Origin of the sequence: Streptomyces sp. S465 (assembly GCF_026898115.1) — a bacterium.
Taxonomy (GTDB): domain Bacteria; phylum Actinomycetota; class Actinomycetes; order Streptomycetales; family Streptomycetaceae; genus Streptomyces; species Streptomyces luomodiensis.
The window spans coordinates 7,249,548-7,273,878 of record NZ_CP114036.1; the positions used below are offsets into that span (position 1 = coordinate 7,249,548).

Below are 24,331 nucleotides of genomic sequence, written 5' to 3' on the forward strand. Positions count from 1 at the left end.
CCCCGGCCACGGAAGCCGCCATCGGGCCCTGCCCCCACCGGCCCGCCGCCCGGCGGCGAGCACCCGGCCCGGCACCCCCTGCCCCGCTGCTCAATTGCGCCGAAGGCGCGAGACGAAACCCGCACCCGACAGAGCCGAGCAGCCCAGTCAAACCGAGTCAGCCCAGCCCAACCGAGCGCCCCAACCCCCCGGCGGAACGCGAAACGTCATCGACCTCGTTGAGTAACGGCGGCGGTATTGCCAGAGTGGTCAGTGCGCTTCTACGTTCTTCACAGCCGGATTCTACGTGCGTAGACACAGGTTGAGGAGCTGATCATGGCCAACCTCGTACGTGCCGCTCTCGTCCAGGCCACCTGGACCGGCGATACCGAATCAATGATCGCGAAGCATGAGGAGTACGCCCGGCAGGCGGCCGCGCAGGGCGCCAAGGTGATCGGCTTCCAGGAGGTGTTCAACGCGCCGTACTTCTGCCAGGTGCAGGAGGCGGAGCACTACCGGTGGGCGGAGCCCGTGCCGGACGGGCCGACGGTGCGGCGGATGGGGGAGCTGGCGCGGGAGACCGGCATGGTGATCGTGGTGCCGGTGTTCGAGGTCGAGCAGTCGGGTTTCTACTACAACACCGCGGCCGTGATCGACGCGGACGGCCGGTATCTGGGCAAGTACCGCAAGCACCACATCCCGCAGCTCAAGGGGTTCTGGGAGAAGTACTACTTCAAGCCGGGAAACCTGGGCTGGCCGGTGTTCGACACCGCCGTGGGCAAGGTCGGCGTGTACATCTGCTACGACCGCCACTTCCCCGAGGGCTGGCGCGCACTGGGGCTGGCCGGGGCGCAGCTGGTCTACAACCCCTCGGCCACCTCCCGAGGGCTGTCGGCCCATCTGTGGCAGCTGGAGCAGCCGGCGGCGGCCGTCGCCAATGAGTACTTCATCGCCGCGATCAACCGCGTGGGGACCGAGGAGTACGGGGACAACGACTTCTACGGCACCAGCTACTTCGTCGATCCGCGCGGCCAGTTCGTCGGCGAGGTGGCCAGCGACAAGGAGGAGGAGCTGATCATCCGCGATCTCGACTTCGGCCTGATCGACGAGGTGCGCCGGCAGTGGGCGTTCTACCGGGACCGACGCCCCGAGGCCTACGAGGGGCTGGTGCGGCCGTGAGCGACGACATGACGAGGAGCAGCGGCCCCCACGCCACCCTGCACGCGCGCCACCAGGCCGTGCTGCCCGACTGGCTGGCCCTCTACTACCAGCGCCCCATCGAGATCACCCACGGCGAGGGACGTCATGTCTGGGACGCCGAGGGCAATCGCTACCTCGACTTCTTCGGCGGCATCCTCACCACGATGACCGCGCACGCCCTCCCCGAGGTCACCAAGGCGATCACCGAGCAGGCGGGCCGGATCCTGCACACCTCCACGCTCTACCTCGACCGTCCCATGGTCGACCTGGCCGAGCGGGTCGCCGCCCTGTCCGGCATCCCGGACGCGCGGGTCTTCTTCACCACCTCCGGCACCGAGGCCAATGACACGGCCCTGCTGCTCGCCACCACCTACCGCCGCTCCAACCAGATCCTGGCGATGCGCAACAGCTACCACGGCCGCTCCTTCTCGGCCGTCGGCATCACCGGCAACCGGGGCTGGTCGCCGACCAGCCTGTCCCCGCTCCAGACGCTGTACGTGCACGGCTCGGTGCGCACCCGGGGCCCGTTCGCCGGGCTGTCCGACGGCGAGTTCATCAAGGCGTGCGTGGCCGACCTCGAGGACGTCCTCGGCCAGGCGCACGGCAACGTGGCCGCGCTGATCGCCGAGCCGATCCAGGGCGTCGGCGGCTTCACCTCCCCGCCCGACGGGCTGTTCGCCGCCTTCCGCGAGGTGCTCGACCGGCACGGCATCCTGTGGATCACCGATGAGGTGCAGACCGGCTGGGGCCGTACCGGTGACCACTTCTGGGGCTGGCAGGCGCACGACGGCTCCGGGCCGCCCGACATCCTCACCTTCGCCAAGGGCATCGGCAACGGCATGTCGATCGGCGGTGTCGTCGCCCGCGCGGAGGTCATGAACTGCCTGGGGGCCAACTCCATCTCCACCTTCGGCGGCAGCCCCATCACCATGGCGGCCGGTCTGGCCAACCTCAACCACCTGGTCGAGCACGACCTCCAGGGCAACGCCCGCCGGGTCGGCGGGCTGCTGATCGAGCGGCTGCGGGCCGCCTGCGCCGGTCTGGACACCGTGCGGGAGGTCCGTGGCCGGGGGCTGATGATCGGCCTCGAGATGGTCGAACCGGGCACCGGCCTGCCGTCCCCCGAGGGCGCGGCCGCCGTGACGGAGGCCGCCCGGGAGGGCGGGCTGCTCATCGGCAAGGGCGGCGGGCACAACAGCAGCGTGCTGCGGGTCGCCCCGCCGCTCAGCCTCACCGTCGCCGAGGCGGAGGAGGGCGCCGCGATCCTCGAGACCGCGCTCAAGGCGGCCCGGTCCGGAAGGAGCGCGAGCTGATGCCCCGTACCGTGATCCGCGGCGGGCTGGTCGTCACCGCCGCCGAGGAGACCCTGGCCGATGTGCTGATCGAGGACGGGAAGGTGGCCGCCCTCGCCGCGTCCGGCAGCGAGTGCGCCCGGGGCTGGACCGCCGACCGTACGATCGACGCCACCGGCAGATACGTCCTCCCGGGCGGGGTCGACGGGCACACCCATATGGAGATGCCGTTCGGCGGCACCTTCGCCTCCGACACCTTCGAGACCGGCACCCGGGCGGCGGCCTGGGGCGGCACCACCACCATCGTGGACTTCGCCGTCCAGACGGTGGGCCACGCCCTGCGCGAGGGGCTGGACGCCTGGCACCTCAAGGCGAGCGGCAACTGCGCCATCGACTACGGCTTCCACATGATCCTCTCCGATGTGAACGAGCACACGCTCAAGGAGATGGATCTCCTGGTGGACGAGGGCGTGACCAGCTTCAAGCTGTTCATGGCCTATCCGGGGGTCTTCTACAGCGACGACGGGCAGATCCTGCGGGCCATGCAGCGCGCCTCCGCCAACGGCGGGCTGATCATGATGCACGCCGAGAACGGCATCGCCATCGACGTCCTGGTGGAACAGGCCCTCGCCGAGGGCAGGACCGACCCCCGCCACCACGGTGAGGTCCGCAAGGCGCTGCTGGAGTCGGAGGCGACCCATCGCGCCATCCAGCTCGCCCGGGTGGCCGACGCCCCGCTGTACGTCGTGCACGTGTCGGCCCAGGAGGCCGTCGCGGAGCTGGCCCGCGCCCGTGACCTGGGGCTTCCGGTTTTCGGCGAGACATGTCCGCAGTATCTGTTCCTGTCCACGGACAACCTTGCCGAACCGGACTTCGAGGGCGCCAAGTACGTCTGCTCCACCCCGCTGCGGCCGGTCGAGCACCAGGCCGCGCTGTGGCGGGGGCTGCGCACCAACGACCTCCAGGTGGTCTCCACCGACCACTGCCCGTTCTGCTTCACCGGGCAGAAGGAGCTGGGCCGGGGCGACTTCTCCAAGATCCCCAACGGTATGCCGGGCGTGGAGCACCGGATGGACCTGCTCCACCAGGCCGTGGTGGACGGCCATATCTCCCGCCGCCGCTGGATCGAGATCGCCTGCGCCACCCCGGCCAGGATGTTCGGCCTCTATCCGCGCAAGGGCACCATCGCCCCCGGGGCCGACGCCGACATCGTCGTCTACGATCCGCGGGCCCAGCAGACCCTGTCCGCCGAAACCCACCACATGAACGTCGACTACTCGGCGTACGAGGGCAAGCGGATCACCGGGCAGGTCGAGACCGTGCTCTCGCGCGGTGTCCCCGTCATCGACCAGCGGGAGTACACCGGGCGTGCGGGGCACGGCCGGTTCCTCACCCGCGACACCTGTCAGTACCTCATCTGAGCCGGGGAGCGAGCATGGACTTCGGACTGGTTCTGCAGACCGATCCACCCGCGTCGGCCGTCGTGGAGCTGATGCGCCGCGCCGAGCGCAACGGCTTCCGCTACGGCTGGACCTTCGACTCCGCCGTGCTGTGGCAGGAGCCGTTCGTCATCCACAGCCAGATCCTGGCCCGGACCGAGCGGCTGATCGTCGGGCCGATGGTCACCAACCCCGGCACGCGCACCTGGGAGGTGACCGCCTCCACCTTCGCCACCCTCAACGAGATGTACGGCAACCGCACCGTCTGCGGTATCGGCCGTGGCGATTCCGCGCTGCGGGTGGCCGGCCGCAAGCCCAACACCCTGGCCCGCCTGGGCGCGGCCATCGACGCCATCCGCGATCTGGCGGAGGGCAGGGAGGCCGTGGTGGACGGCACCCCGATGCGCATCCCCTGGATCGAGGACAGCAGGCTGCCCGTCTGGATGGCGGCGTACGGCCCCAAGGCGCTCGCGCTGGCCGGGCGGACGGCCGACGGGTTCATCCTCCAGCTCGCCGACCCCTTCCTGACGGAGTGGATGGTCAAGGCGGTGCGCGACGCCGCCGTCGAGGCCGGGCGTGATCCGGGCGCGATCACCATCTGCGTCGCCGCCCCCGCGTATGTGGGCGACGACCTGGACCACGCCCGTGAGCAGTGCCGCTGGTTCGGCGGCATGGTCGGCAACCACGTCGCCGATCTGGTCTCCCGCTACGGCGAGCACTCCACCGCCGTGCCCGAGTCGCTGACCGCGTACATCGCGGAACGGCAGGGCTACGACTACGCCCACCACGGCCGCACCGGCAACCCGGACACGGCCTTCGTGCCCGACGAGATCGTCGACCGGTTCTGTCTGCTCGGCCCCGCCGAAGCGCAGATCGAGAAGCTGGAGCGGCTGCGCGCCCTGGGGGTGGACCAGTTCGCCGTGTACGCGATGCATGACGCGAAGGAGCGCACCATCGACGCCTACGGCGAGCGAATCATCCCCGCGCTCACCGGCTGACCGCCCGCGCCCAGCCGGCCGGCCCGCCCAGCCGGCCGGCCGATCGCCGGCCGGGGCCGGCTGCCGGGCCGGCACCCCGGCGGCCGGCCGCACGCGTGTCCTGACCCCCGCGGCGCGGTGCGCGCCGATCAGTTCACCTCGATGACACCGTCCGGCAGCCGCCGGACCACCGGCCGTCGGAGGGGCGTGATTCGATGAGCGCATGATCGATGAATTTCTCGCCGGTGGTCTCGACGCGGTGGAGGAGGCGATCCGCACGGCGGTCGCCGACCAGGTCATGCCGCGCTACCGGCAGCTCGCCGCCCATGAGATCGTCGAGAAGAAGGGCCCGCACGATCTCGTGACCATCGCCGACCGGCAGGCCGAGGAGCAGCTGACCGACTCCCTCACCAAGCTGCTGCCCGGCTCCGTGGTGGTGGGCGAGGAAGCGGTGCACGCCGACCCGGCCGTGCTCACCGCACTCGGCGGCGACGCCCCCGTATGGATCGTCGACCCGGTCGACGGCACCCGCCAGTTCGTCCACGGCGACCCCGGCTTCGCGACCCTGGTGACCCTCGCCCACCGCGAAGCGCTCCTCGCCTCCTGGACCTACGCCCCGGTGCTCGGCCAGATGGCCATCGCCCGCCGCGGCCAGGGCGCGTGGCTGGGCGGGGAGCCGATCCACTCCGGCTCCCCCGAGCCCGGTGCGGCCCTCCGTGTCGCCGTCTCCCACTACGACTTCACCACCGACGAGGAGAAGCGCGCCCTCTCGGGCCTGCGGGCACCGGACGCCGAGGTGCGCCCCTGCGGTTCGGCCGGTCTGGAATATCTGAAAGTGGCCCGAGGACTGCTCGACGCCGTTGCCTTCACCTGGGAGAACGCCTGGGACCACGCCGCCGGGCTGCTGCTGGTCGGCGAGGCGGGCGGGGCGCAGGCCACGCTCGGCGGCGAGCCGTTCCGTATCACCGGGGGCAATGTGCTTCCCTTCACGGCGGCCCGGGACGAGCCGACGGTTCGGCATATCCTGAGCCTGCTGGCCGCCGCCGGCTGATCGTTCCACTGATTCCTCAAGGACGAGGGGGCCGACGTGCCGTCCATGCTCGACGCGGTAGTCGTGGGTGCCGGGCCGAACGGGCTGACCGCGGCCGTCGAACTCGCCCGCCGCGGCTGCGCGGTGGAGATTTTCGAGGCCGCGGACACCATCGGCGGGGGCGCCCGCACCGAAGAGCTGACCCTCCCGGGCTTCCGGCACGACACCTGCTCCGCCGTGCACCCCCTCGCCATCGGCTCCCCGGCCTTCGACCGGATGCCGCTGGCCCGGCACGGCCTGGAGTGGCTCCACCCCGAACTGCCGCTGGCCCACCCCTTCCCGGACGGTACGGCCGCGGTGCTGGCCCGCTCGGTCGGCGAGACGGCCAGGTCGCTCGGCCCGCGCGACGCCGGCACCTACCGCCGGCTCATCGCCCCCTACCTCGGCAAGTGGGCCACCCTCGCCCCCGATATGCTGCGCACCCACTGGAACGGGGTGCCCCGCGACCCGGTCACCTGGGCCCGCTTCGGACTCCACGCGCTCCAGCCGGCCGCGCTGCTCGCCGGGCCGCTCCGCTTCCGCGACGAGAAGGCACGCGCCCTGTTCGCCGGGCTGTCCGGGCACGCCATCGCGCCGACCAGCGCGGTGGGCACCAGCGGCCCCGCCCTGCTGTTCGCCCTCGCGGCCCATGAGGTCGGCTGGCCGATCCCGCGTGGCGGCTCCCAGTCGATCGTCGACGCGCTGGGGTCGTACCTGCGCGCACACGGCGGGACGATCCACGTCTCCACCGAGGTCAAGCGGCTCGACGAACTGCCGCCCGCCCGCGCGTACGTCTTCGACACCTCACCGCGCGCCCTGGCCCGTATCGCCGGTCTCGGCAACGCCTACCGCCGCTACCGCTACGGGGCCGCCGCCTTCAAAATCGACTACGCGCTGTCCGGCCCGGTGCCGTGGACCGCGCCCGAGGCCCGGCGCGCGGGCACCGTCCACATCGGCCCCACCTCCGGTGAGATCGGCGCGGCGCTGCGGGCCGCCGTCGAGGGGCGCGACCCTGCCGTCCCGTTCCTGATCACCGCACAGCCGACCCTCCTCGACCCCTCCCGCGCCCCGGAGGGCAAGCACACCTTCTGGGCCTACGGCCATGTGCCCAGCGGATGGCAGGGCGACGCCACGGAGGTGATAGAGCGTCAGATAGAGCGCTTCGCCCCCGGCTTCCGCGATCTCGTCCTGGCCCGCGCGGTCGCCGGACCGCCCGAACTCGCCGCACGCAACGCCAACTACATCGACGGCGACATCAGCTGCGGCGCCTTCGAGGGCCTCCAGGCGGTCATCCGCCCCAAGTTCGCCCGCGTCCCGTACGCCACCGCCCACCCGGCGGTCTTCCTGTGCTCCTCCGCCACCCCGCCGGGGCCCGGTGTCCACGGGATGTCCGGACACCACGCGGCGCGGGCGGTGTGGCGCCGGCTGGGGGCGCGGTAGGCCCCGGGGGCCGGGGGCCCGGAGGGGCTCAGTGCGGAATGGTGTCGATCACCTCGCGGGCGCCCTGCCGCAGCAGCGCCACCGCGACCGACGTTCCCAGCGTGGCCGGGTCCAGCGGACCCGCCCACTCATGGGCGTCCAGCACCGTCTTGCCGTCCGGGCTGAAGACCCGGGCGCGCAGCGAGAGCCGGCCGTCCCGCTCGGCCCTGGCGTATCCCGCGATGGGGGAGTTGCAGTGCCCCTGGAGCACATGCAGCAGCATCCGCTCCGCGGTGATCTCCTTCCAGGCGTCGGTGTCGCCGAGCCCGGACACGGCCTCGATCGTCTCGGCGTCGTCCTCCCGGCACTGGAGCCCCAGCACCCCGGCCCCGATCGGCGGGCACATGGTCTCCACGGACAGGATCTCGCTGATCCGGTCCGTACGGCCGATCCGCTCCAGCCCCGAGACGGCCAGCAGCAGCGCGTCGCACTCGCCCGCCGCCAGCTTCTCCAGCCGGCGGTTGGCGTTGCCGCGCATCGGCACGCACTCCAGCTGCGGGTGGGTGGTGGCCAGTTGGGCGATGCGCCGGACCGAGGAGGTGCCGATCCGGGTCCCCGCGGGCATCTCGTCGAGGGTCAGCCCCTCGGGGTGGATGACGGCGTCGCGGATGTCGTCGCGCTTGAGGTACGCGGCGAAGACCGTGCCCGCGGGCAGCGGACGGTCGGCGGGCACGTCCTTGATGCAGTGCACCGCGAGATCCGCCTCGCCCGCCAGCAGCGCGGCGTCCACCTCCTTGGTGAACGCCCCCTTCCCGCCGAGCTTCGACAGATCGCCCATCCACCGGTCGCCGGAGGTGGTGACCGGGACGACCTCCGTACGGATGCCCGGCCGCAGCGCGGCCAGTTCGGTGCGGACCCGTTCGACCTGGGCGAGGGCCATGGGGGAGGAACGGGAGACGATGCGGATCAAATCGGCGGACGACATGGCGTAGAGGATAGGCCGTTTCGTTCGCGATGTGAGCCGCGTCCCCGGCCCCACGGGACGGGGATCAGCCCCCGGCGCTGGGGAAATCCTCCGCGACCAGGGACGCGAGCGTGATGAACGCCTCCTGTGTTCTCGTCCGCATCATGGCCGGATCGATCTCGCCGCCGGTCGCCAGATGCTCGTCGAACGGTACGACGACCACATCGCGGCAGCGGGTCCGGAAATGGGCCACCAGATCCGGGACTTTGATCGTCCTGCCGGTCTCCCGGACGTCCGAGACGACCGTGATACCGCGCGCGACCAGGTCGCCGTGGCCATGGGCGGACAGCCAGTCGAGCGTGGTGGCGGCGTTGCTCGCGCCGTCCACGGTGGTGGTCGAGACGACGATCAGCTGGTCCGTGAGGTCGAGGACGCCGCGCGTCTCGCTGGTGAGCAGCCCGGTGCCGGTGGCGGTGAGGATGATCGGGTACTGCCTGCCGAGCACCTCCATGACGCGGCGGTAGGCGCGGTCGTCGAAGGTGGCCGGGTCCCCCGGGCCCCCGTCGCCCGCGATCACCTCCAGACCGGCGGGCGTCCGTGAGGTGAACCGGCGGATGTCCGGGTAGCCGCGGAGATACGGGAGCGCCTGGACCATGTCGTGCAGGGTCGCACCGGTCTCGCGCCGCACCCGGCGGCCCAGCGTGCCCCCGTCGGGGCCGACGCCGAGCGCGAGAACCCTGTCCCCGCGCTCGGCGGCGAGGACGGAGCCGAGGGCGAGGGCGACCGTGGTCCCCCCGACGCCGTCCCCGACCACCGTGATGCGTCGGCCGGAGGCCAGCGGGGTACGGATCAGCTCCCGTTCGCGCTGCCGCCTCGCGCTCTCGCGCGTACCGCCCAGCTTGAAGCGGGAGACCACGTCGCTCGGCGACCTCCTGGACTTCGGCTTCCCCCGCAGCAGCCGGTCGGAGGACAGCTCGACGGCGGCGGTGTACCCCGGCGGAGCGCCCGTGACGGGTGTCGCCGGCGCGGTGGGGGCATGCGCGCCCGGCTCGGCGGGAGAGACGTACGGGGGCCCGGTCAGGGGCACCTGGGGCGCCCGCGCGGTGGGCTCGTCGGTGCCCGGCTCGGCGGATGCGTCGGTCCCCGGATCGGCGCCGGGGCGGCCCGGCGGGGTGGCGTCCGGGGTGGCGGACGGGGAGGCCGGTGGCCCGGCTGCGGAGGGTTGCGGCCCGTACGAGGGTGAGGGTGCCGACGGTCCGTACGTGGGCGCCTGGGGCCCGCCTTCGGGCGCCTGCGGCTCGGCTCGGGGCGCCGGGGGCCGGGGCGTCGACCACGCGGGCGGGGACATGGGTCCGTCCACGTGGGAGGCGAACGCGTCCGCCACCTGGCGTGCCGCCGCCGGACCCGTGAGTCCGCGGCTGAGGCACGCCATGACGACCGCCCGCAGTGGCGCCCGGCCGCCGCCCTCCCACCGGGAGCCCGCCCAGGGGTCGGCCGCGGTTTCCTCTCCTCCGCCCAGCGCCATCAGGATCCGCCCCAGGGCGAGGATGTCGTCCCCGAGGGGAGGCCGCTCGGAGACGTACGGGGCCCCGGGCCAGTCGGCGATGGCGGCGTCGCCCCAGCCCACCAGCTTCACGGTGTCGTCCACGACCAGCACCCGGTCTGTCGTCAGCCGCCCGTGGGTGATGCCCTCGGCGGTGCACGAGGCCACGGCCTCGGCGAGGTGCCAGCCGAGGACGACGGCCCGGTGCGCCTCATGGTCGTGATCCGCGCCGCCGCGCATCTGGGACAGCACGGTGGTCAGCCGCAGCGCCGGTGACTGCTCGGAAACCCGGACGAACTGTTCCGCGAGCCAGGGCCGGTCGTCCTCGGACCTGTCCAGGTAGAGCCTCGGCGCGTAGAGGCCGCCCATCCGGCGCAGCGCTTCGGCCACCGTGCGCAGCCGTCGTGCTGCCCGCGCCGAGGGGAGGTCGCCGCGCACGGCGCGCACCACGGCGATCCGGTCCCTGTCGCTGCCCTGGTCGACGGCGAGATAGGCGGCGGAGTCGGCGTCCTCGGCCAGGCTGCCCACGACCTTGTAGGGGCCGAACGTCCGCGGGTTGTCGTGCCGGATCGTGATGCCGTACGGAAGGTCGCCGATGACCACCCCCTCCTCCGGCGGATTCCCCCGCTCGGACTCGGGCGCCGGGGGAGCCATGGGGAGAGGGACGGCCGTTTCGGGCTCGGGGAGGAGACGGCCGCACCTACCGCAGTAGCGGTCGTGGAACTCCGCCGCCGCCCCGCAGTTGGGGCAGTACCTGGCCCGCTCCCGCTCGGTGATCCGGGTGAGGGAGGCGACGTTCATCCCGCACGACTCGCAGTACGGGTCGCCCTGCAACAGCGGTGTCTCGCAGTGCGGGCAGACGAGGCGCCGCCCTTGCGGGCCCTGCTGCCACAGGGGGGCCGCCGCCGTCTGGGGCGGGGCGGTGAACGCTTCCGGCGGCTCCGAGGGCGTCGGGTACTCCTGGGGCTCCGAGGGCGTCGGGTACTTCTGGGGCTCCGCGGCCGCCAGGTACTCCGGGAGTTCCGAGGGCGCCAGGGGGCCGGGGAGTTCCGAGGGCGCCAGGGGGTCCGGGAGCCCCGCGGCCCTCATGTGTCCCGGGGACCCCGGGGCCGTCGGCCACACCGGAAACCCCACGGGCGCGCTCGGCGCGGGCGGCGGCCCCGGCCGCGCGGGCGGAAGCGCCGGGGCGCCGAAGCGCGCCGCCAGGCGCGGCCCCACCTCGGCGAAGGCCCGCACCCCGGCGGGGAGGGAGTCCGGGCCGCTCGGATGGGCGAGCCAGGCGGGGAAGTCCGGTGAGCGGCCCGCCAGTTGCCCCAGCTTCTGCCCGACGCGCCGTCCGGTGACCATGAGTTCGGCGGTCGGGACCGCGTCCAGCAGGGCGTCCCGCGCCGTCTCGGTGAAGTCGAAGACACGATGTCGCGGCAGCGGCTCCTCGGCCCACGGCCCCGCCGTGACGGGTTGCAGCAGCCCGCCCAGGAAGACCTCCGCGAGGTGGGCGGTGTCCGCCTGCCAGGGGACGGCGGCCTGCACCAGCCGCATGACCGGGACGGACACCGGCGCGACGGCGGCGAGGTGCGCGGCCAGGCGGTACGCCTCCGGGGAGGCCGCGTCCCGGAAGCGCTGGACGGCGCCGAGCCCGTCGGAGGGCGGCGCCCCGCCCTCCCGGGCCGGTTCCGGACGGCTCAGCAGGGGCATCAGCGCACTGCCGCCCGGGGAGGCCACCAGCCGGGCCCAGGCGGTCATCGAACCGGGCTCCGGTTCCAGGACCGGCACCGGGACGCCGTCGAAGGGTGCCAGATCCGCCGGCAGCACGGGATCGCTGACCGCCCACTCGGTGTTCGGCCCGCCGCTGCGCCGGGTGGTCACCTGCCACCGCTGTGCCCGGATGCCGGAGCCGTCCCACATCCGGCGCGGCAGCGCGTGCAGGACGGCGGTGGGCCCGTACCGCGCCCACCGCCGTACCGCCGCGTGCTTGCGCCCGTCCCGCCAGGCCGGTCCCATGCCGTCGCTCAGCACGAGGACCAGCGTCTGGCCCGACGGATCGGCCAGCACCCGCGACGGCATCGTGGCGGACGACGGGTCGAAGGGGCGGACGCTGAGCCGGGGCCGGGCGGCGGGGCCCCGGGAGTGCAGTCCGTAGGTCCGTACGAGCCGGAAGGCGCCGAGCCGCTCCATCATCGCGCGGATCTCCGTGGCCAGCCGCTGCCACAGCAGCATCGACATGCCGTTGTCGATGACGAGCGCCAGATCCAGCCACCGCTCGCGCGCGGGCCGCAGGGCGACGTCCGGCAGCCCGGTCTCGGCGAGCGCCGTCACCGTCGCCTCCACGTCCAGCTCCCGCTTGGAGACGCTCGGCCGGTGCTGCTTGAGCGGGCGCAGCGCCCGGCCGATCCGCAGCTCGGCGCGGAGCGCCTTGCCCTCCGGGACGCGCAGCGCGAGCGCGCCCGGCGGGTCCGGGGCGCGGTGGTCCGCGGACCGGTCCGTGGGGTGGTCGCGGGCGGGGGCGGCGTGCAGCCCCGCCACGCGCCCCTCGGCGGGCGGGGGCGGAGGGCCGGGAACGGCGCGGGACAGCGGCGGGGGAAGGAGGTAGTCCCCGTCCGCGTCGGTCGGGCCCTCGCCGGCCGGGCCACTGTCCAGCGGGTCTCTCCCGGCCGGGGCCCTGCCCGCCGGGTTCTCGTGGGCGGGGTCGTCGGCCACGGAGACGCGGTCCGGGTGGAGCCGGTCCGCGCCGCCCCCGTCCGCGAACGCGAAGTCCCCCTCCGCGAGGTCCTCGTCCGCCGGGGCGTCCGGCACCGCCGGGGCGGGGGGCCGGGCGAGGAAGCGCGGCAGCGGGGCGTCCCCGGCCCCCGCGGGCAGCCGCCGCGCCAGCCACAGCGCGTCCAGCAGCTCCTCCTGAGCCAGCGGGACACCACTGTCGGCGAGGACCGCGAGCAGCGCGCTCAGGTCCGCACCGAGCCGGTCGGCGTCCCCGGTCATCGGGCTACACCGCCCCGCTCAGCCGGTGCAGCACGGCGTCCAGCAGCCCGTCCGCGTCCAGGTCCACGCCGCCCGCCCGCAGGAAGACCGCGTTCAGCAGCTGGTCGGTGGCCAGTTCGCCCGGTGCGCGGCGGCGCAGGAACGCCTGGAGCAGCTCGTCCATCTCGTGCAGCGCGTCCTCGCCCAGGTGCGCGGCGACGATCGCGCGCAGCCGGTGTTCGTCCGGTGGCGGCAGCTCCAGCCGTACGCAGCGGCGCAGGAAGGCGGGCGGGAAGTCGCGTTCGCCGTTGCTGGTGACGACGACGACCGGGAACTCCGCACAGCGCACCCGGCCGCGCACCACGACCGTCTTCTCGTCGATCCGCAGCGTCGGCACGAGCACCTCGGGCTGTTCGTCGGAGAGCCGCGACAGCTCGGGGATCTCGAACTCGCCCTCCTCGAAGACCGTCAGCAGATCGTTCGGCAGGTCCACATCGCCCTTGTCGAGCTCGTCGATGAGCAGGACGCGGGGCCGTGGTCCGGGTACCAGGGCGGTGCCGAGCGGGCCGAGCCGCATGAAGGAGCCGATGTCCGGCTCGGGGCGGCCGTGATCCCGGCTCATGGTCGTCTCGCGCAGCCGGCCGACGGCGTCGTAGCGGTAGAGCGCGTCCTGCACGGTGGAGCGGCTGTTGACCGGCCAGCGGAGCACCTCGCCCAGGCCCAGCTCATGCGCCACCGCATGGGCCAGCGACGACTTGCCCGTGCCGGGCTGGCCGGTGACCAGCAGGGGGCGGCGCAGATGGAGCGCCGCGTTCACGACGTCGGCGTGGCGGGGGGAGATCAGATACGGCGGAGGGGCGTGCCCGTCGGCCCCGGGACGCCCGGCGCCGCCGAACCGCCGCCAGGGCGGGGCCGGCGGCAGCGGCGCCGGGCGTGCCACGCCGTCCCCGCGGAAGAGCCGCCAGCTCGCCGGCGCGTCCGGGGCCGGGCCGTCCGGGGCAGACGGGGCCGGGGGCGGACCCGGCCGGGGGTTTTGCTGGTACCAGGCGGGACGGCGGTAGTCGATGGAGAACTCGCTGTCGGGAACGGGCTCGTCCCCATCCGGTACAGGGCCGGCGCCGTCCCTGCCCGAGGCCGCGTCCCGCGACGCGGGGGGAAGGGACCGGGACCGGTCGTCGTCCCGGCCGCCGTCGCCGCTCCGTGCCGTCATGAGACCTCCATAGCGCTGTCCTTGGTGTTCATCACGTCTCCGTCGGATCGGCCAATTCCAGCCGCGGCATGTCACGGTCGGCGTCGGCCCAGGCCAGTACCGGCCGCCCAGGGAAGGATTGCGGGCAGCCGAGGGTCTTGGCGCGGTAGGCGCGCACCGTCTCGGGCAGCCGGCGCGGCGGGGTGCCCGCGACCGTCCGTACGGCGGGGGAGCCGGCCTCCCCGCCCTTGTCCCGGTCCCAGAGCACGACCGGCATCCCCATCGCCAGACACACCTGCACGATCTCGACACGGACATCCGCCGGGACGCCGTCCACGGTGGCCAGCGGGGCGTCCAGCTGGTCCATGAGCAGCGCGTACACCCCGTTCTTCCCGCCCGTCGAACGGCCGATGTGCACCGCGCCCCCGTCGTCCAGCCGCGCCCAGCGGTGGCGCAGCGCCGCCTTGAAGCGCTCACCGGACCGCTGCACCAGCTCCGGACAGGTGACCACCAGCGGATACTCCGCGCCCAGCACCCCGGGGACCAGACCGGCCGGGCCCGGCCACTCCCACTGGTCGACCGGGAGCTCCAACCCCTCGCGGTCCACGATGAGTTCGATGACCGGACGGGTGCCCGCCGGGAGCGCCCGGTGCAGCGGTTCGATCACGGTGAGGATGTCCTCGGCCGCCTGCGCGGCGGTGCGGAGCCGGTCGCCGCCGTCCGAGACGCGCCGCGGCCCGGCGCCCTCGTCGCACCACAGCCACAGCCGGTAGTGGCGGGTGCCGTCGCCGTCGGGGTGGGTGGTGAGCCGTACCAGCACCCGGGGCGCCGCCATGGGCGTCCGCTGCCGCTCCGCCCACTCATGGGCGTCCGCCCGGCGCTCCTCCAGAGCCGCCTGGTGGATGCCGAGGCGGGCGGCGACCGCCGTGCTCCAGCGGTGCAGTCCGTCGCGCGGGGCGGGCGGGCACAGGGCCGCCACATAGGCGACCACGCGCAGCAGTCCGGGGACGACCGATGTGCCCTCCGGGACCGGGCGGCTGTCCCCGCGCAGCCCCTCCAGGTACTCGACCAGCGCCGTGAGCCGCGCCGTGCGCACGGCCCGGTCCGGGCTGTCCCAGTCGGCCCCGGCCAGCAGCGCCCCGGGCAGTTCGGCGAGCGGCAGCGCGGCCCGTACGACGGAGGGGAAGCGGGCCGCCGTCCCGAGGGGCACCTCGCCCAGCAGCCCCAGCAACTCGCCCAACTCACCGGGGGAGAGCAGCCGGGGCACGCCGGACATCCGCCCGGCGGCGAGGAGTTCGGCCGCCGCCTGCGGCGTGGTGGGGTGCAGCACCTCGGCGAGGGCGGGCAGCGCGCGGGCGTCGGTGGTGAGCAGCCGAGCGAACTCGTCGACCGAGGGGGCGGAGCCGTCCGTCCGGTGGTGGTGGCCGCACCGCCAGGCGACGGTGCGCGCGCAGTCGGCCCGCCGCTGGGGGTCCGCGAGCGCCCGGCCGAGAACGGCGGCCAGCGCCCGGTGGGCGGGGTCGACGGCCCTCTCGCCCGCCGCCGGCGCGGGCCGGCCGAGGACGTGCTCGGCGCCCGCGCGGGCCAGCTCGGCCCGGATCCGCTGCCAGGGGATGCCCCAGCTGCGCCGGGCGACATGCTGCGGGGAGTACGCGAGCGGGGTGCCGTTCGTGGGGTGGTGCGGGGGTGTGAGGGCGGCCGCCACCAGGCCGACCACCGCGCCCGCCTCGCCCGACCACAGCGGCCCTCCGCTGTAGCCGTGGTCGATGGCGACACCGCTCAGCCCCTCGCCGTCCACATAGCCGATCCGGCCGTCGCACGAGATCACCCGCGCGGTGGCGACGGTGGCGTGCAGCCCGCTGCCGTGCCACGCCCGGACGGACTGCCCCTCGGCCATCGCCTGCCAGTGCGGCGGCCGCACATCGCGGGGGAGCGGCTCGACGATGTCGAGCACGGCGAGGTCGCCGTCCCACTCCACGCCGTCCGCCGCGCCGGGCGGTATCCATACGGCCAGCCGGGCCGTGCACGCGTGCGCATGGCCGTCCGGGCCGTGCACCAGCACCTTCAGGACCTCCTGCGCCGGACGCTCGGCGCAGGTCGTGTCCTCCCTGCCGAGCGCGCAGTTGACGACGTGCGCGCAGGTCAGGAAGCGGTCATGGGGCAGCAGCACGCCGGAGCCGACCGCCTCGCGGTCGAACTGGCTCAGGACCGAGACCGTGGCCGGGCGCTGTCCGGGGGACGGAACGGGGCGGAACCACTCCATCGGTCAGGCCGTGGGGGAGCCCGAGGGACCCGACCGCTGCCAGGTGGCCGAGATCGTCATGCTCGCCTGGCCGTTGGCCCCGACGATGCCGAGCTTGAGGTCCTGGCCGATCTGCACCCCGAATTGCACCTGCAGCTCATCGGGCGGATTCGCGGTGGCGGACACGGCGTCGTGCACCTCCTGCAACAGCGGCCCCAGCGGCCGCAGTACGGCCCGTAGGCCGTCGGCCGCCAGCGCCGCCGCGGCTCTCGGCCCCCGGCCCACCGGGGTCACACCCCCGATCCCGCCGGGCAGGGCGGGCCCCTGCCGCTTCGCGCCGTCGCCGCCGTCTTGCCCTTGGCCGTTGGCCGGGGCGGCGGCGGGCGCGGGCGCGGTGCTCACGGGCGTCAGTTCCAGGCGTACGGGGGTGCCATCGGGGAGCGCGAATTCGGCGTAGTCCGTCACGCCCCCATGATGCCGATCTCACCGCGGCTGGTCTCCCCTTTTGCGGCAACATCCCTTGTGGCGCGGGAGAGCGGTGAGCGGGGGCGGCCCCGCCCGACCCGGTGGGGCGGCACGTCGATGTCGGATTCCCGCGAGCACCCGCCCGCCCCGTCGGCGGATGCTGGACCCATGCACACCGACACCGACCGGTGCCTCCGCGCCGCACGGGCGAAGGACGCCCGCTTCGACGGGTGGTTCTTCATCGCCGTCGTGACCACCGGGATCTACTGCCGGCCGAGCTGTCCGGTCGTCGGGCCCAAGCCCGAGAACATGCGGTTCCTCCCCAGCGCCGCGGCCGCCCAGCAGGCCGGGTTCCGGGCCTGCAAGCGATGCCGTCCGGACGCCAGTCCCGGCTCGCCGCAGTGGAACGAGCGCGCCGATCTCGTCGCACGGGCGATGCGGCTGATCGCCGACGGAGTGGTGGACCGGGACGGGGTGCCGGGCCTGGCGGCCCGGCTGGGGTACAGCACCCGGCAGGTCGAGCGGCAGCTGCTCGCCGAGCTGGGCGCGGGCCCGCTGGCGCTCGCCAGGGCGCAGCGGGCGCAGACCGCGCGGCTGCTCATCGAGACCAGCGCGCTCCCGATGGCGGACATCGCGTTCGCGGCCGGGTTCGCCAGCGTCCGCGCGTTCAACGAGACCGTACGGGAGGTCTTCGCGCTCACCCCGACCGAGCTGCGGCAGCGCGCCCGGCGCAGCCCGACGAGCAGCGTGCCGGGGGCGCTCACGCTGCGGCTGCCGTTCCGGGCGCCGCTGTGCCCGGACAACCTCTTCGGCCATCTGGCCGCCACCGCCGTCCCCGGCGTCGAGGAGTGGCGCGACGGCGCGTACCGGCGCACGCTGCGCCTGCCGTACGGGCCAGGCGTGGTCACCCTGAGCCCGCGGCCGGACCACATCGCCTGCCGGCTCTCCCTCGCCGACCTCCGCGACCTGGCCGGGGCGATCAGCCGCTGCCGGCGGCTGCTGGACCTCGACGCGGACCCGGCCGCCGTGGACGAGCTGCTGCGTACCGACCCCCAGTTGGCCCCGCTGGTGGACAAGGCGCCGGGGCGTCGGGTGCCGCGCGCGGTGGACGCGGACGAGTTCGCGGTGCGCGCCGTGCTCGGACAGCAGGTGTCCACGGCGGCGGCCCGTACCCACGCCGGCCGCCTGGTGGCGGCGCACGGCGAGCCGGTGGCGGACCCGGCGGGCGGGCTGACCCACCTCTTCCCGTCCGTCCAGGCCCTCGCCGGGCTGGACCCGGAGCAGCTGGCCATGCCCCGCACCCGCCGCGCCACGCTCACCGGGCTGATCGGCGCGCTCGCCGAGGGGCGGGTCGCGCTCGGGGTGGGCAGCGACTGGGACGACGCCCGCGCCGGCCTCGGCGCGCTGCCGGGGCTCGGCCCCTGGACCGTCGAGGTGATCGCGATGCGCGCCCTCGGCGATCCGGACGCCTTCCTCCCGACCGACCTCGGGGTGCGGCGCGCCGCCGCCGGACTGGGGCTGCCCGCCACGCCCGGCGCCCTCACCCGCCACTCGGCGCGCTGGCGCCCCTGGCGCGCGTACGCCGTCCAGTACCTGTGGGCCACGGACGACGGCCACGCCATCAACCGCCTGCCCGCCGCCTGACCGGCCACCGGCGGGCCCGTACTGTCGGCACGGTCCCGCGGGGTGAGCCGCCGACCGCCTGCCCGGTACCGCGGAACCCGCCGGGGCGCGCGACCCGGCCCGCGCCGCTGGAACCCGGCCAGGCCCCGCCGAACCCCGCAACCCCGCCGAAGCCCGCGACCGCCGAAGCCCGCAGCCCCGCCGAAGCCCGCAACCCCGCCGAAGCCCGCGACCGCCGAAGCCCGCCGAACCCCGCAGCCCCGCCGAAGCCCGCAGCCCCGCCGAAGCCCGCAACCCCGCCGAACCCCGCAACCCCCGCCAAAGCCCGCGACCGCCGAAGCCCGCCGAACCCCGCAACCCCGCCGAAGCCCGCAGCCCCGCCGAAGCCCGCAACCCCCGCGGAACCCCGCAACCCCGCCGAAGCCCGCAACCCCCGCGGAACCCCTCAGCCCCGCCGAAGCCCGCAACCCCCGCGGAACCCCGCAACCCCGCGGAACTCCGCCGAACCCCGAGCAACCCCGCCGAAGCCCGCCAGGGCAACCGCACCGTCCGAACCCGCCGAGGAAACCCGTGCAGAACCGCTCCCACACCGTCGTCGACAGCCCCTACGGCCCGCTCACCCTCGTGGCCACCGGCCCGGAGCTGTCCGGCCTCTACATGGCCGAGCAGCGCCACCGCCCGCCCGAGGAGACCTTCGGCGCGCCCGGCGATCCCGAGGACGCCCCCTTCGCCGGGACCATCCGTCAGCTCGCGGCCTACTTCGCGGGCGAGCTGACCGCGTTCGACCTGCCGTTGCGCCTGGACGGCACGCCCTTCCAGCGCCGCGTCTGGGACGAGCTGCGGCGCATCCCGTACGGCGAGACCTGGTCGTACGGCCGGCTGGCCGACCGGATCGGACAGCCGGCCGCCTCCCGCGCCGTGGGCCTGGCCAATGGCAGGAACCCGATCGGCATCATCGTCCCCTGCCACCGGGTCGTCGGCTCGACCGGCGGTCTCACCGGCTACGGCGGTGGCCTGGACCGCAAGCGGCGACTGCTGGAGTTCGAGGCCCGGCGGCAGCTCCCCGGTCTTTTCTGACCCCTCGGACGCTGGTCAGCGGCCCTGGGCGATGCGGTCCAGCAGGGCGGGCAGGGCCGTGCTGATGGGTTCGCGGATGACCTCGTCCGCGAACTCGTCGTACGGCGTCGGCTCGGCGTTGACGATGATCAGCCGGGCACCGTGCTCGGCGGCCAGACCGGCGAGCGAGGCCGCGGGCTGGACCTGGAGGCTGGTGCCGACCGCGATGAAGATCTGGCACGCCTGCGCCACCGCGACCGCCTCGGTCAGCACCTCCGGATCGAGGTTCTCCCCGAACATCACCGTGGCCGACTTCAGGATTCCGCCGCACTCCCGGCACGCCGGATCCGCCTCCCCCGCCGCGACCCGCTCCAGCGCCTCCGCCATCCGGGACCGCGCCCGGCAGTGGGTGCACTGCACGGCCCGCGCGGTGCCGTGCAGTTCGAGCACCTTGCGGGCGGGCATCCCGGCGATCTGGTGCAGCCCGTCCACGTTCTGGGTGATCACCCGCACCGGCACCCCCGAGCGCTCCAGCCGGGCGACGGCCTCATGCGCCCCGTTGGGCCGGGCGTGCAGCGCCTGGCTGTCGCGCCGCATCCGCCAGGAGCGGCGCCGGATCTCCGGGTCGGTCATGTAGTACTCGTACGTCACGAGCTTCTCGGCCTCGGGATCGCGCCGCCACAGCCCCTGCGGGCCGCGGTAGTCGGGGATTCCGGAGTCGGTGGAGATGCCCGCCCCGCTCAGGATCGCCACCAGCGGCCGGTGCGTCGTCTCACTGCTCATGCGGCGAGCGTACGCACGCTCCACGGCCGGCGGCGACCGCGTTTCGCGGGCGGGGGGCCCAGGCGACCGGCCCTAGCGGTCCGCCGAGAGCGCCAGCCGGTGCGTGCGGGCCGCCAGGTCGCTGATGCGGGCGCCGTCGAAGCCGAAGACGGCGCTGCGCACCCGGTCCGCCAGCGGCTCGGCCCACTGCGGCGGGATGGCGGCCGCACCGCACAGCACGCCCGCGACCGACCCGGCCGTCGCGCCGTTGGAGTCGGTGTCCAGGCCGCCGCGCACGGTCAGGGCGATCGTCGTGGTGAAGTCGCCCGCGCCGTAGAGCAGCCCGGCCGTGAGGACGGCGGCGTTGGGGACCACATGGATCCAGGGCAGTCCGGCGTTCTCCCGCTCCAGCTGACCGAGCGCGGACGCCCACGCCACGCCCGCGTCGTGCAGGGACACCGCCCGGCGCACCGTACGGGCCAGGCGGCAGCGCGGCGGGACGTGGTCCAGGGCGCTTTCGACGGCGGCGCGCGGACCGTCGGCGGTGAACGCGGCGGCGATCAGCGCGGCCGCCCACATCGCCCCGTACACCCCGTTGCCGCTGTGGGAGAGGACCGCGTCGCGCCGGGCCATCGCGGCGGCCCGGTGCGGATCGCCGGGGTTGACCCAGCCGTGGACGTCGGCGCGGATCAGGGCGCCGATCCACTCCTGGTAGGGGTTGTCGAGGGTCGCGCTGAGCGGTGGCCGCACCCCGGCCGTGAGGTTGCGGTAGGCGGCCCGCTCGGCGGTGAACGTCTGGAGGTACGGCAGCCGCAGCAGCCACACCTCGCCGACCTGCTCGGTGGTGAAGCCGAAGCCGTGGGTCTCCAGCAGGTGCAGGCCGAGGACGGAGTAGTCGATGTCGTCGTCGCGGCAGCTGCCGTTGATCCGGCCGCGCACGCACTCCTGCCACTCGGGACGCAGCTCGAACTCCACCGGATCGGGTGGCGGCTCCAGGGCGGGGAGGTAGTCGGTGAGCGGGAGGGCCCCGGCGCGGCGCAGATAGCGGTCGATGCGGTCGCGGGTCCAGACGTCGCCGCGTTCGATGGGTTTGCCGAGCATGTTCCCGGCGATCCGGCCGAGCCAGCCGCCGTGGATACGGTCCGCCAGTGCGCTCCCGCTGAGGGCCATGGGGCACGTGTACCCCTCTGGGACGGGTGTACCGGTGAGCCCGTGCCGGATAGGGTCACAGCGGCGCGACCGCCTGTGCGAATGCGAGGGGTTACCAAGGTGACGGACGCTTCGAAGGCAGAGATCCCGGCAGAGGCGGCGGCTGAGGCCGCGACCGGGCCCAGGACGTGGGCGGCGGGGCTGGCGACGCCCCCGAAGCGCGTACTGATCGCCGCGGACAAGTTCAAGGGCTCGCTCACGGCCGTCGAGGTCGCCGAGCGCGTCACGGCGGGGCTGCGCCGTGGCGCGCCCCGCGGCGGCGAGGGGCTGCGGATCGAGGCGCTGCCCGTCGCCGACGGGGGCGACGGCACGGTGGACGCGGCGGTCGCGGCCGGGTTCGAACGGCGCACGGCGCGGGTCACCGGGCCGCTGGGCGCACCGGTGACGGCGGCGTACGCGCTGCGCGGGTCCACGGCGGTGGTGGAGATGGCCGAGGCGTCCGGGCTGCGCCATCTGCCGGAGGGGGTGTTCGCGCCGCTCACCGCGACCACGTACGGCAGCGGGGAGCTGCTGCGCGCGGCGCTCGACGCGGGCGCCCGCACGATCGTCTTCGGCGTCGGCGGGAGCGCCACGACCGACGGCGGCGCGGGGATGCTCGGCGCGCTCGGCGCGCGCTTCCTGCGCGAGGACGGTACGCCCGTCGCACCGGGCGGGGGCGCGCTGCGCGACCTCGCCACGGCCGATCTGTCCGGCCTCGACCCGCGCCTGGCCGACACCGAGATCGTCCTGGCCAGCGATGTCGACAACCCGCTGACCGGCCCGAAGGGCGCGGCGGCGGTCTACGGCCCGCAGAAGGGCGCGAGCGAGGACGATGTGGCGGCCCTGGACGCCGCCCTCGCCCACTACGCCCGGGTCCTGGAGCGCGCGGTGGGGACCTCGGCCGCCGAGTACGCCCTGGCGCCCGGCGCGGGCGCGGCGGGCGGCATCGGCTACGGCGCGCTCCTCGGCCTGGGCGCGGCCTTCCGCCCCGGTATCGAGGTGATGCTCGACGTCCTCGGCTTCGCGACCGCGCTGGCGGGCGCGGACCTGGTGATCACGGGCGAGGGCTCGCTGGACGAGCAGACCCTCCACGGCAAGGCCCCGGCGGGCGTCGCGGCGGCGGCCCGTGCGCGGGGCATCGAGGTGGTCGCGGTCTGCGGCCGTCTGGCCCTCGCCCCGGCGGCCCTGGGCAGCGCGGGCATCCGCCGCGCCTACGCCCTCACCGACCTGGAACCGGACCCGTCCCGCTGCATCGCCGAGGCGGGCCCCCTCCTGGAACGCACGGCGCAACGCCTGGCGGCGGACTTCCTGACTTGACACCGGGCGGTCCGCCGCCGGGCCCGTCCTCCACGCCGCCCTTCCCCGGACCGGGAACACGTCCGCCGGACACGACAACGGGGTGGGCCCGAGCGTCGTGCTCGGGCCCACCCCGTACGGCGGGGGCGGCCGAAGGCCGCGGGGCCGCTAGGGCAGCTGGGCCGCCCTCGCCTCGCGGCGGTTGTCGCGGAAGGCGTTGACCCGGCGGGCCGTGGCGAACAGGGGGATCACCGCGCCCATGACGACCTGGAGGGCGCAGGCCGACTGGAGCAGCAGCTCACCGCCGGGGGCCTCGAAGGCCCAGGCCGCCAGCAGCGCCATGCTGGTCACGATCCAGCTGAGCATGGCCACCGCGAGCCGGCCGCGCGGCTTGGGGTACTCCACCCGGCTCACCATCAGCCAGGCGACGCCGATGATCGCGAGCAGCGTCGGCACGAACGGCAGACCCAGCAGGACCACCGAGACGACCGTGAGGGCGCCGAAGGGACTCGGCATGCCCTGGAAGACGCCGTCACGCAGGGTGACACAGGAGAATCTGGCCAGCCGCAGCACCACCGCCAGCAGCACCACGATCGCGCCCACCACCGAGACCCGCTGGTAGGCGTCGTCCGAGACCATGCCCCAGACCAGGACGAAGTACGCGGGGGCCAGCCCGAAGCTGATCAGGTCGGAGAGGTTGTCCAGCTCCGCGCCCATCGCCGAGCTGCGCAGCTTCCGCGCGACCAGCCCGTCGAAGAGGTCGAAGACGGAGGCGAGCAGCATCAGCATCACGGCCGAGGCCGCGCTGTGCCGGGTCATGCCGCCGTCCTCGCTGCCCGTGAGGTGCGGGATGAGGACGCCGGTGGTGGTGAAGTAGACCGCGAGGAAGCCGCAGGTGGCGTTGCCCAGGGTCAGCGTGTCGGCTATCGACAGCCGTGTCGACAGCGGCATGTCGTCCGTCTCGTCGACGGCGTCCACCTCGGCCTCGGGGACCCAGGCGGCCTGGGTATCGGGATCAATCACGGTCAAGGCGAGTCACCCCCGCGGTGGTGGCCTGGCCGACCTCGACCGCGACATCCACACCCTCGGGAAGGTAGATGTCGACGCGCGAGCCGAAACGGATCAGACCGATCCGCTCACCCTGTTCGACCTTGGTGCCCTGGGGCACGTAGGGCACGATACGCCGGGCGACCGCACCGGCGATCTGGACCATCTCGATGTCGCCGAGCTCGGTGTCGAAGTGCCAGACGACCCGCTCGTTGTTCTCGCTCTCCTTGTTGAAGGCGGGTACGAAGCCACCGGGGATGTGCTCCACGGAGGTCACCGTGCCGGCCAGCGGGGCGCGGTTGACGTGCACATTGAGCGGGCTCATGAAGATGGCGACGCGGGTACGTCCGTCCTTCCACGGCATGATGCTCTGCACCACACCGTCGGCCGGAGAGATCACCCGGCCTTGAGTGATCTCTCTCTCAGGGTCGCGGAAGAACCACAGCATGCCCGCCGCGAGCGCGGTGGCGGGCACGGCGACCGCCGTCCAGCGTCCGGAGCGGCGGGCCCGAGCAAGACTGACCGCCGCGGTGGCGACGGTCGGGAGGAGCCACGGCGACGCTCCGCGCGCGAGGCGTAGACCGACCAAGCTGTCGCGTTGTGCAGAGGAATGGCTGTGGGGCATG

The 24,331-nt window shown here is 74.4% G+C and carries 18 protein-coding genes; 9 read left to right on the forward strand and 9 right to left on the reverse strand.

Translation table 11 applies throughout. The features are described from left to right. Positions 1-315: 315 nt before the first annotated feature. From N6H00_RS30700 to N6H00_RS30725, 6 genes are all read left to right on the forward strand, one after another. Positions 316-1,158, forward strand: coding sequence for a nitrilase-related carbon-nitrogen hydrolase (locus N6H00_RS30700; RefSeq protein ID WP_268975079.1), 843 nt, complete (start codon positions 316-318; stop codon positions 1,156-1,158). A gap of 8 nt (positions 1,159-1,166) precedes the next feature. Next, entirely contained in the window at positions 1,167-2,492 is a 1,326-nt protein-coding gene (locus tag N6H00_RS30705; protein WP_268977173.1) for an aspartate aminotransferase family protein, read from the forward strand. Continuing rightward, the gene (gene hydA, locus N6H00_RS30710; RefSeq protein ID WP_443073088.1) at positions 2,492-3,892 is read left to right on the forward strand and encodes a dihydropyrimidinase; all 1,401 of its coding nucleotides are present in this window, start codon (positions 2,492-2,494) and stop codon (positions 3,890-3,892) included. Before N6H00_RS30705 ends, hydA begins: the two co-directional genes overlap by 1 nt. Positions 3,893-3,906: 14 nt before the next feature. Beyond that, positions 3,907-4,908 (forward strand): TIGR03842 family LLM class F420-dependent oxidoreductase, encoded by a 1,002-nt coding sequence (locus N6H00_RS30715; protein WP_268975080.1) that lies wholly within the window; start codon positions 3,907-3,909, stop codon positions 4,906-4,908. A 202-nt stretch (positions 4,909-5,110) separates the two neighbouring features. Next, complete coding sequence (locus N6H00_RS30720; protein WP_268975081.1) at positions 5,111-5,938, forward strand: inositol monophosphatase family protein; 828 nt, start codon at positions 5,111-5,113, stop codon at positions 5,936-5,938. Positions 5,939-5,983: 45 nt separating this feature from the next. Continuing rightward, complete coding sequence (locus tag N6H00_RS30725; protein WP_268975082.1) at positions 5,984-7,396, forward strand: phytoene desaturase family protein; 1,413 nt, start codon at positions 5,984-5,986, stop codon at positions 7,394-7,396. Between the two features lie 28 nt (positions 7,397-7,424). Here the strand turns inward: N6H00_RS30725 and hemC are convergent, their stop codons facing one another. The 5 genes from hemC to N6H00_RS30750 form a co-directional block, all read right to left on the reverse strand. Then, entirely contained in the window at positions 7,425-8,360 is a 936-nt protein-coding gene (gene hemC / locus N6H00_RS30730) for a hydroxymethylbilane synthase (protein WP_268975083.1), read from the reverse strand. Positions 8,361-8,424: 64 nt separating this feature from the next. Beyond that, on the reverse strand, positions 8,425-12,858 hold the full coding sequence (locus N6H00_RS30735) for an SAV_2336 N-terminal domain-related protein (protein ID WP_268975084.1): 4,434 nt from the start codon (positions 12,856-12,858) through the stop codon (positions 8,425-8,427). 4 nt (positions 12,859-12,862) lie between these two features. Further along, the gene (locus N6H00_RS30740; RefSeq protein WP_268975085.1) at positions 12,863-14,047 is read right to left on the reverse strand and encodes an AAA family ATPase; all 1,185 of its coding nucleotides are present in this window, start codon (positions 14,045-14,047) and stop codon (positions 12,863-12,865) included. Positions 14,048-14,078: 31 nt separating this feature from the next. Next, a complete protein-coding gene (locus tag N6H00_RS30745) occupies positions 14,079-16,289 on the reverse strand; it encodes a VMAP-C domain-containing protein (RefSeq protein WP_268975086.1) in 2,211 nt (736 codons plus the stop codon). Positions 16,290-16,292: 3 nt separating this feature from the next. After that, positions 16,293-16,733, reverse strand: a complete 441-nt coding sequence (locus tag N6H00_RS30750) for a CU044_2847 family protein (protein ID WP_268975087.1) — start codon at positions 16,731-16,733, stop codon at positions 16,293-16,295. A 168-nt stretch (positions 16,734-16,901) separates the two neighbouring features. On the opposite strand from N6H00_RS30750, the gene N6H00_RS30755 reads away from it, so the two are divergent. Then, entirely contained in the window at positions 16,902-18,377 is a 1,476-nt protein-coding gene (locus tag N6H00_RS30755) for a DNA-3-methyladenine glycosylase 2 family protein (RefSeq protein WP_268975088.1), read from the forward strand. 549 nt (positions 18,378-18,926) lie between these two features. Then, entirely contained in the window at positions 18,927-19,433 is a 507-nt protein-coding gene (locus N6H00_RS30760) for a methylated-DNA--[protein]-cysteine S-methyltransferase (RefSeq protein WP_268975089.1), read from the forward strand. Positions 19,434-19,448: 15 nt separating this feature from the next. On the opposite strand, the gene N6H00_RS30765 is transcribed toward N6H00_RS30760, so the two are convergent. Both N6H00_RS30765 and N6H00_RS30770 read right to left on the reverse strand, forming a co-directional pair. Then, positions 19,449-20,195, reverse strand: a complete 747-nt coding sequence (locus N6H00_RS30765; protein ID WP_268975090.1) for an SIR2 family NAD-dependent protein deacylase — start codon at positions 20,193-20,195, stop codon at positions 19,449-19,451. A 72-nt stretch (positions 20,196-20,267) separates the two neighbouring features. Beyond that, on the reverse strand, positions 20,268-21,344 hold the full coding sequence (locus N6H00_RS30770) for an ADP-ribosylglycohydrolase family protein (RefSeq protein ID WP_268975091.1): 1,077 nt from the start codon (positions 21,342-21,344) through the stop codon (positions 20,268-20,270). A gap of 180 nt (positions 21,345-21,524) precedes the next feature. Here N6H00_RS30770 and N6H00_RS30775 point away from each other — a divergent pair, with 180 nt between their 5' ends. Continuing rightward, positions 21,525-22,679, forward strand: a complete 1,155-nt coding sequence (locus tag N6H00_RS30775; RefSeq protein WP_268977175.1) for a glycerate kinase — start codon at positions 21,525-21,527, stop codon at positions 22,677-22,679. A 147-nt stretch (positions 22,680-22,826) separates the two neighbouring features. Here N6H00_RS30775 and pssA read toward each other — a convergent pair whose 3' ends face one another. Continuing rightward, a complete protein-coding gene (gene pssA, locus N6H00_RS30780) occupies positions 22,827-23,687 on the reverse strand; it encodes a CDP-diacylglycerol--serine O-phosphatidyltransferase (RefSeq protein ID WP_268975092.1) in 861 nt (286 codons plus the stop codon). After that, complete coding sequence (locus N6H00_RS30785) at positions 23,674-24,330, reverse strand: phosphatidylserine decarboxylase (protein ID WP_268975093.1); 657 nt, start codon at positions 24,328-24,330, stop codon at positions 23,674-23,676. The genes pssA and N6H00_RS30785 overlap by 14 nt, the downstream gene beginning before the upstream one ends. Position 24,331 lies beyond the last annotated feature (1 nt).

Coding starts and splice junctions, on each gene's coding strand:
- N6H00_RS30700 (WP_268975079.1), top strand. CDS start 316: ATGGCCAACCTCGTACGTGCCGCTCTCGTCCAGGCCACCTGGACCGGC.
- N6H00_RS30705 (WP_268977173.1), top strand. CDS start 1,167: ATGACGAGGAGCAGCGGCCCCCACGCCACCCTGCACGCGCGCCACCAG.
- hydA (WP_443073088.1), top strand. CDS start 2,492: ATGCCCCGTACCGTGATCCGCGGCGGGCTGGTCGTCACCGCCGCCGAG.
- N6H00_RS30715 (WP_268975080.1), top strand. CDS start 3,907: ATGGACTTCGGACTGGTTCTGCAGACCGATCCACCCGCGTCGGCCGTC.
- N6H00_RS30720 (WP_268975081.1), top strand. CDS start 5,111: ATGATCGATGAATTTCTCGCCGGTGGTCTCGACGCGGTGGAGGAGGCG.
- N6H00_RS30725 (WP_268975082.1), top strand. CDS start 5,984: ATGCTCGACGCGGTAGTCGTGGGTGCCGGGCCGAACGGGCTGACCGCG.
- hemC (WP_268975083.1), bottom strand. CDS start 8,360: ATGTCGTCCGCCGATTTGATCCGCATCGTCTCCCGTTCCTCCCCCATG.
- N6H00_RS30735 (WP_268975084.1), bottom strand. CDS start 12,858: ATGACCGGGGACGCCGACCGGCTCGGTGCGGACCTGAGCGCGCTGCTC.
- N6H00_RS30740 (WP_268975085.1), bottom strand. CDS start 14,047: ATGACGGCACGGAGCGGCGACGGCGGCCGGGACGACGACCGGTCCCGG.
- N6H00_RS30745 (WP_268975086.1), bottom strand. CDS start 16,289: ATGGAGTGGTTCCGCCCCGTTCCGTCCCCCGGACAGCGCCCGGCCACG.
- N6H00_RS30755 (WP_268975088.1), top strand. CDS start 16,902: ATGCACACCGACACCGACCGGTGCCTCCGCGCCGCACGGGCGAAGGAC.
- N6H00_RS30765 (WP_268975090.1), bottom strand. CDS start 20,195: ATGAGCAGTGAGACGACGCACCGGCCGCTGGTGGCGATCCTGAGCGGG.
- N6H00_RS30770 (WP_268975091.1), bottom strand. CDS start 21,344: ATGGCCCTCAGCGGGAGCGCACTGGCGGACCGTATCCACGGCGGCTGG.
- N6H00_RS30785 (WP_268975093.1), bottom strand. CDS start 24,330: ATGCCCCACAGCCATTCCTCTGCACAACGCGACAGCTTGGTCGGTCTA.